This is a genomic window from Streptomyces marinisediminis, assembly GCF_026262575.1.
In the GTDB taxonomy this organism is placed as follows: Bacteria; Actinomycetota; Actinomycetes; order Streptomycetales; family Streptomycetaceae; genus Streptomyces; species Streptomyces marinisediminis.
Genome location: NZ_JAPKFL010000054.1, coordinates 1 through 7,716 on the forward strand (window position 1 = coordinate 1; position 7,716 = coordinate 7,716).

The following is a 7,716-nucleotide window of genomic DNA, read 5'->3' on the forward strand; positions in this document are numbered from 1 at the left end:
CTGGGCTCCGTGATCGCTGTGGAAGACGGCGCCGGCCAGGCTGCCCCGCGTCCGGGCGGCGGCCCGGAGCGCGTCGGTGACCAGCGAGGTGCGCATGTGGTCGGCGACCGACCAGCCCACCAGCCGCCGCGAGAAGCAGTCGATCACGGTCGCCAGATACAGGAACTCGCCGTCGCCCACCGGCAGGTACGTGATGTCGCCGACGTACTTCGTGTTGGGTGCGCTCGCGGCGAAGTCGCGCCCCAGCAGGTCGGGCATCGCTGCGGCGGACGGTTCGGGCACGGTGGTGACCTGGCGCTTACGCAGCCGCAGCCCGGCAATGCCGTACTTGCGCATGACCCGTCCGACGCGCTTGTGGTTCACGCGCTCGCCGTCCTCGCGCAGCTCGGCGGTGATACGGGGCCGGCCGTAGGTGCCGTCCCATTCGGCGTGCACGGCCCTGATCCGCTCGGCGAGAGCGACGTCGGCCTGTTCACGCGCGGCGCGGACCGCGCGGCCGGCCCGCCACTTGTAGAAGCTGGAGCGGGCGATCTCCAGCACCAGACACAACCGCTTCACGCCCCAGGCGCGGTGATGGTCCTCGACGAACTGGAAGCGGCTGGTCACCAGGTCATCTCTTGTGCGAAAAACTTCGTCGCCTTGCGGAGAATATCCCGTTCGGTGGCGAGTTTCTGCATCTCCTTGCGGGCTGCCCCCAGCTCCCGGCGCAGGGCCTCGTTCTCGGCCTGAAGCTCCTCGGCCGTCGGCGGGGAATCCACTGTGCTCTTCTCCGTGCTCGTCGCGCTGCCCCCGCCGCGGCGGGTCCGTTCGGCCCGCACCCAGTTACGCAGCGTCTCGCGGCTGATCCCCAGATCTTTGCCGATGCCCTCGAAGGTGTGGCTCGGGTCCGACAGGTACAGCGCGACGGCGTCCGCCTTGAACTCGGGCGAGTAGACCTTCATCACCATAAGAGATGCCTCCTACCCGGCCCCTGGCGGGCCGGGCTCAGAGGTGTCCACCACTCGGGGACAGGTCCCCGTCCTCCCGGTGCCGCACCCGCCGCTGCGACATGATCGTGCGCGCTCAAGAGACGTTCTGTACCTACTGCTCGGACCAGCGCAGAAAGAGCGGCCTGCCGCGGGAAGAGTTCGCCGCCACTTTCACTCCCGCCCGTTCCAGATCCCTGCCGTTGACGGTCGTCGGGCCGTGCACGCTCACCCGGGACGGCGTGCGGTGCGTACGCCCTCAGGTATCGGGAGGCCTGTGCGCCGCCCACCATGGATCATGGAAGTACCACAAGTCCAGAGGCACGCTCGAGCGGTGGCTTCGTAGCCGGGCAACACCGTTCACCGAAAACCCGGACTGCATGGTGACCCACTGCTCCGGCTGGGCGATGAACTCCAGTGGGCTGTGTAACTACCACTGGCGCGCCTGGAGAGCGGAATGCCGCTCCAGCACCGACCCCGTGCCTGCCGCTCAGTGGGCACCGCACCGACCCCTTTATCTGCTGGCGCACCAGTTCCACTTCGCCCCGTTGCCCGAGCTGCTGCGCTGGGAAGCGCTGTACGCCGTGCAGCAGATGGATCAGTGGGTACGTGCCCTGGAACCTCACTGGATCCGCGGCGTGATCAGCCACCTCACCACGGCCGACACGCTTCTGGACGCCACCAACGCGGCCCGGCTCACCAAGCCGCATCAGTCTGCCGTCCGCACATTGGAGAACCTGCAGTCCGCCGCCCGCGCCGGATACAGCGAGTTCTCCGGGATCGCCCTCATCGGCCAGGACGTCATCGATCTGCGCGTCCTCGGGCTGCGCCACAGTGCCTCCGGCAAGCGCCGGCATCTGCCCGGCCGCGTCGATCTCCGCACCGTCCGCCAGCCCTGGCTGCGCCAGGCGCTGCGTCATTGGGTGACCACCGCCCGCCCCACCACGGAAGACTTCAAGCGTACTTTCCACGCGACGACCATCGCCTCCACGGCACTCGCCCAGCGCGCCGACGCCGGCGAGGATCCCGTCGCCCTGACCTTCGCCGATGCCACCTTGGCCGTCGACGCTTTCCGTGCCGCACGCAAACGAGACGGCACCCCCTACTCGTCCTCCTTCCGGCGCAGCCTGCTGGGGATGTTCTTCCAGCTCATCGCCTACGGTCGCCGCTGCGGCACCCTCGACGACCTGGCCGGCACCTTCACCCGCGTGCCCGTCGAGCACGTCATCTCCGTGGAAGAACCCAACGAGGACTTCATCGGCAAGGCCATCCCCGAATCCGTCATCCGGCAACTGGACGCCCACCTCGACACCCTGGGCACCGGAAACACCTACGGTTGCCGCGACATCGCCCCAGACGCCCGGCACCTCCTGTACCGCACGATGTACATCGTCCTGCGCGACACCGGGCGCCGCCCGCTCGAGATCGTCTCCCTGGCCCGTGACTGCCTGGAAACCCACAACGGCCAGCCCACCCTGATCTGGGACAACCACAAGCGGAAACGCCACCGCAGACGTCTGCCGATCACAACCTCCACCGCCGACGCCATCCGAACCTGGCAAGCCCGCCGCGACCAACTGCACCTTCCCGCCAAAGGAGACCGATACCTCTTTCCATCCCTCACCCCCCTGAGCGACGCCCCCCACATCTCCAGCACCTACCTCAGCGACGCCCTCAGGCTCTGGGCAGACGCCCTGCCCCCGCTCCACGCCGAGGGCACCGACTCCAAAGGTCAACGACTGCTCTTCGACCGGTCCCTGATCTACCCCTACGCCTTCCGCCACTCCTACGCCCAGCGCCACGCAGACGCCGGCACCCCCGTCGACGTGCTGCGCGAACTGATGGACCACAAATCCATCGCCATGACCCAGCGCTACTACACCGTCTCCCTCAAACGGAAAAGCGAAGCAGTGGCCAAACTCAGCGCACACGTCCTCGACCAGCATGGCCACCTCAGCCCCAGCTCGAGCACGGCCTACGAGATGCGCTCCGTCGCCGTTCCCTACGGCGGCTGCACCGAGCCGTCAAACGTCAAAGCCGGCGGCCAGGCGTGCCCCATCCGCTTCCAGTGCGCTGGCTGCGGCTTCTACCGCCCCGACCCCTCCTACCTGCCCGCCATCGAGCACCACATCAACGAACTACGAGCAGACCGCGAAACCGCACTCGCCATGAGCGCCGCCGAGTTCGTCACCACCGCCCTTACCGCACAAATCACCGCCTACCAGCGCGTCATCGACCGCATGACCACACACCTGGCATCTCTCCCCGCCTCCGAACGCGCCCAGATCGAAGAGGCCAGCACCGTGCTGCGCAAAGCACGAGCAGGCGACAATCACACCCTCATCCCCCTCACCACTGCCCGACCGAAAGACCCGCGATGAATCCCCGCGGCAACCCCGCCCCCCTCGCCGAAGCCAGACGTCGCCACAGTCTCGACAAACGAGCCCGTGTCCTCACCGTCCTGGCCACACTCGAGAAACAGGGAAAGCCGCTCACCTTCACCGCAGTCGCCCGCGCCGCCCGAGTCTCCACGTGGCTCACCTATGCCCCCGGCGTACGCGAGCACATCGAGGCAGCCCAACTACGCCAAGCCCACAGCACCCCGCCATCTGCCACGGCAGGCCCGCCCTCCCACCTCAGCCTGCGCACCGAACTCGAAATCGCCCGGCAAGAAATCAAAGAACTCCGCGACGAACGTGACCGGCTCCAGGCAGCCCTGCGCCACCAACTCGGCCAGCAACTCGATGCCATCCACGCCCCCGACACAGCAGCCAGAGCAGACCAGCTGAACGCCCTGAACCAGGACCTCACCCGCCGGCTGGAGGAAGCGGCCTCGGAGAACGCCACGTTCCGCACCCGCATCACCGCCCTCGAAGAAGACCTGATTGCTGCCCGCACCAGCCTGCGCCGGATGATCCGCACCGAGAACACGGCCCGCTGAACGACATACCATCCACGGCGGTCATGCCCATTCGACGCCCAGCTCCCGCAGTGCGTCGCGCTGCTCCTGGGTGAGCTTGTCGCGGCGGCTTTTGGTGTTGGAGACCCATACGCCCAGCTTTACGGTCACCGCAGCCGCTTCGCCGTCGACCGTGATCTGCTCACTGTGGCCGCGCGGGACGGGCCGGTGGGCGCCTTCCCGGTCCACCCACTGTGCGAGGGCTGTCAGACTGCGCTGGAAGGCCTGCTGTGCCTTGCCCGGGCCCTTCGCACGCGTGGCTGCCGGGGCGGGAGATGGCGCCTCAGCGGGTTTGATGCCCAGCGCGGACAGCCGCTCCTGCTGCTCGGCGGACAGTTGCGCCCAGGTGCCCGGCTTGCGCTGCTGCTGGAGCCATCGTCCGATGTCGTCGCCCTCGAAGAGCACGCCGGGCTGGATGTCAGGCAGGTGGCCGTCGGCGTCGACCAGGTCCGCGAGCACCTTGCAGTGCCGCTGCCAGTCGAGGGGCCAGGGACAGTTCCAGTCCGGGTCGATCTCCGCCAGCTGCTCCGCGCGTAGGGCGGCCCGCTCGGGGTCTTTGCCGAGGCCGTCTTTGCGGCGGAGGTTGGCCATGTGCTGTCCGATCGGCACGGTTCCGCTGCCAGCGGGGTCGTCCCAGACGGCGTCTTGTCGGGGTGCGAGGTGTCCGGTGGCGCGCCGGTAGGAGCGCAGTACGGCGAGTTTGTTCTCCCATGCTTCGTCGCCGGGTTCCCAGACCATCCCGGCTTCGTCGAGGAGGTCTTTGCGGTGGGGGTCGAGTTCGCCTACGCGCAGCGCCTTGCGCTGCTGGTGCACCCACCGGCCCAGGGGATAGTCCTTCGTCACGCCGACCTCGGTCTCGACGTCATAGGGGACGGCGTACAGGCCAGTGATCCCGTGTTCGGTGCGCCAGCGGATGAGGGCTTGGTAGCCCTCGAGCCAGACGAGGGACTGGGGGCGGATGACGCGGCAGCGTGTGAGGGCGGCGATGTCGGCGGCGTCGCGGGGGGAGGCGAAGTTGACCACGACCGAGGTGACCCGGTCGGCCTCCTGCTGCGTCTGGCTGGTCTCCTCGGGCATGTCCCCGTTCTCCGGGCCGGCCGCGCCAGCGGGGTGGATGTGGAGGCGTCGGCGTTCGGTCCCGCGGGTCAGGGCGCGGGAGGCGAGCTGGTCGACCATGCGCTCGGAGTGCGACCGCAGGGCTTGGAGGATGTCGACGAGGGGCTGGTAGCTGGCCGAGGCGACCATGTCCTTCGGGTCCTCGCCGGGCTGCAGGAAGACGGGGATGATGATCCGGGCGGTCTTGGCCCGGCCGTCGGGGTTGGGGCGCAGGGCGCGTCCGATGTTCTGGACGATGTCGACCTGGGAGCTGCGCGAGCCGACGATGCAGACCGCTTCTACTCCGCGTAGTCCGGTGATGTCGACTCCGACTCCGAGGGCGCGTACTGAGGAGAGGAACGCCCGGTGTACGCGTCGGTTGTTGGCGTTAATGCCGTTGGCGAACCGGCGGATCACCTCGCGCCGGTGGGCGATGGGGTGGTCTCCGCACAGCCAGTCTGCCCAGACCCGGTCCGGAGGCACGTGACGGCCCTCCTCCAGTTCGTACAGCTCGGCGTCAATCGACGACGCAGGCAGCGCCTCCGCACCGGTCAGCGCCGCCGCAGAGGCCTCGGCGGTGTACAGCTCGGCGGCCGTGCGCGGCATCTGCTCGGCGAACGCCGCTGCCTCCTCCACCCGCTGGTGGAACACCATGGTGGTGTGCAGATTCTGCTGCGCCGCGTGCTCCAGCAGCGCCGCCTGGAGCAGGGCCATGCGCCGGCCACGCAGGGCGTCCTCCGACAGACCCAGGGCCGGGTCCGGGTCGCGGATCTCCAGCACGTCGATCTCGAACCCCGCAAGGATCGACCGCTCCACCGCCTCCGCCAGTCCGAGATCGAAGATCCGGGTGCCGTAGGTTCTGGAGTCGTCCTCCATCCACGCGATCACCACCTCCCGCCCGCCCCGGCCCCGCTGCGGCTTAGGTGCGGCGAGGATCCGCGGGGTCGCGGTCAGGTAGAGCCGGAAGTCGACGGGGATCCGGCTGTTGTCGTGGATCGCCGCCCACGGCCGGCCCATGTCCCCCGCGGTCATGTGCCCCTCGTCCATGATGGCCAGGTCGAACGGAGCCATCCGCTGCCCGTACAGCCGCTTTCCGCCTGCCAGCGCCGATTCCAGCGGGCCGGGGACAGTCCGGCGCCCCGTGACGTCGGCGGGGTCCTCGCGGTCCACGAGGGAGGCGTAGGTGGCGAACACGACCACCGGCCCGGTCCCGGCCCACAGGGCGAGCTGGATCGGATTGGTGGTGGTGCGCACCCCGAGCTGCTCCAGGACCTCGTCCTTGTCCACCGAGCAGACCGCGACCATCGGCGCCCGGTGCCCGACCCGCCGCCAGGACTGGGCACTCTGCACGATCAGGTCCAGCGTGGGCACCATCACCAAAATCCGCCCGTCCGGGAAGTACTCCAGAGCGCACGCAGCGGTGGTGATCGTCTTACCCGACCCGGTCGCAGACACCCCCATGGCACGCGCCCCCTCTGGAGGCACAGACGATCTTGCAGGAAAACCGACCCAGTCACGAAAGCTCAATTTCTGGTCGACCTGGTGTTCCTTGAGCGGAATCACTGACATTTTCTTGCCTCCCCTGAGCCTGAATTCCCGTGGTCTTTCAGATGGCCGCGTGCGGAATGCAGGCCGCACCGAGGTCGTTCCAGATCGACGCGTCCGCCTTGTGCCAGCCGCCCGGCTTCCCGTCCTTGAAGGGCGGCTTGTCGTCCGGGTCGTAGTGCCCGGCATCGAGCGTGCAGACGATGACGTCCCCGTCGCTGTTCCTCGTGCGCGCGGTGCACAGACCGCCGGCCTCGCCCAGCGCCTCCAGCACCCGGCGCCGCACCGTGGTGTGCGGATGGGCGCGCGACAGCACGGACTCCCGGACGAACCTCTCCAGCCGTACCAGGTCGGCCCGCTCACGCTGCCTCACATCCGCGATATGTACGGCCAGTTCAGCGACCCTGGCCGACCGGCCGCCACGCCGGGACCACTCCCGGTCCGCGATGCCCACCAGGGCCTCGCTTACGGCCCTCACGCCGTCATCCCAGCCGTCCGCGAACAGCACGCCCCGAGAGGCCGGCGCCATGCCGCCCAGCTCCACCACCTCGCACTGCGCCCCAGCGGCCGCCCCGGCCTCCAGCGCGGCCACCAGGTCGTCCGCCTCGCTCGCGGGCGGCCGTGTGCTTCCAGGAGCGCGAACACCTTCAACCACCTTCAACCGGGCGTTCACGCCCGCCGTCTGGTATTGCGTCACCCGGTGCAGAGAATCGCTGCTCAGCGCGGGATCGGGTCCGGTATATTCATGGTGACCGGTCATCTGCGGTCGTTCCTCACGGAATTCCGGGGAGGCTCCCGGATGATTGGTTGGGGGTGTCCCGGGTTTCCGCCAACGGTACATGCTGCATCAATCTGATGCACCCGCTACACTGGAACCCACACGAACAAGCGACCCCCCATCCCCGTAGCCAGCCCGGCCCGCGTTAGCGGGTCCAGGCGGTTCTGGAGGCGCAGCCGGAAGGACCGTTGAGGCGGGGGAGCGCAGCGGACCCGCCGGCCCGGGCCGAAGCGAAGCGTAGGCCCGATAAGTGGGACGAAGTCCCACCGGTCCGGGAGCGCAGCGGAGGGACCGTCACCGGCCCTGCGAAGCAGGGCCGGTGGACTGCTCGCGTAGCGAGCAGTCAGCGCGAACGCGGAGCGGGAGCGCAACAA

The 7,716-nt window shown here is 68.7% G+C and carries 6 protein-coding genes; 2 read left to right on the forward strand and 4 right to left on the reverse strand.

Going from position 1 to position 7,716, the window contains the following annotated elements; all coding sequences use genetic code 11:
• Together OSB71_RS24675 and OSB71_RS24680 are read right to left on the reverse strand one after the other, a co-directional pair.
• On the reverse strand, positions 1-606 hold a 606-nt coding region (locus OSB71_RS24675; protein WP_416237319.1), incomplete at its 3' end, for an IS3 family transposase.
• Positions 603-947, reverse strand: coding sequence for a transposase (locus OSB71_RS24680; protein WP_416237320.1), 345 nt, complete (start codon positions 945-947; stop codon positions 603-605). The genes OSB71_RS24675 and OSB71_RS24680, both read right to left, overlap by 4 nt.
• A gap of 566 nt (positions 948-1,513) precedes the next feature.
• On the opposite strand from OSB71_RS24680, the gene OSB71_RS23785 reads away from it, so the two are divergent.
• Positions 1,514-3,346 carry a tyrosine-type recombinase/integrase gene (locus OSB71_RS23785; protein WP_265950869.1) on the forward strand — a complete coding sequence of 611 codons (1,833 nt, stop codon included), beginning with the start codon at positions 1,514-1,516 and terminating at the stop codon, positions 3,344-3,346.
• A complete protein-coding gene (locus OSB71_RS23790; RefSeq protein ID WP_265950870.1) occupies positions 3,343-3,906 on the forward strand; it encodes a hypothetical protein in 564 nt (187 codons plus the stop codon). Before OSB71_RS23785 ends, OSB71_RS23790 begins: the two co-directional genes overlap by 4 nt.
• Before the next feature lie 21 nt (positions 3,907-3,927).
• Here OSB71_RS23790 and OSB71_RS23795 read toward each other — a convergent pair whose 3' ends face one another.
• Both OSB71_RS23795 and OSB71_RS23800 read right to left on the reverse strand, forming a co-directional pair.
• Positions 3,928-6,588, reverse strand: coding sequence for a DEAD/DEAH box helicase (locus tag OSB71_RS23795; RefSeq protein WP_265950871.1), 2,661 nt, complete (start codon positions 6,586-6,588; stop codon positions 3,928-3,930).
• Positions 6,589-6,625: 37 nt separating this feature from the next.
• Positions 6,626-7,324 carry a hypothetical protein gene (locus OSB71_RS23800; protein ID WP_265950872.1) on the reverse strand — a complete coding sequence of 233 codons (699 nt, stop codon included), beginning with the start codon at positions 7,322-7,324 and terminating at the stop codon, positions 6,626-6,628.
• Positions 7,325-7,716: the final 392 nt, after the last annotated feature.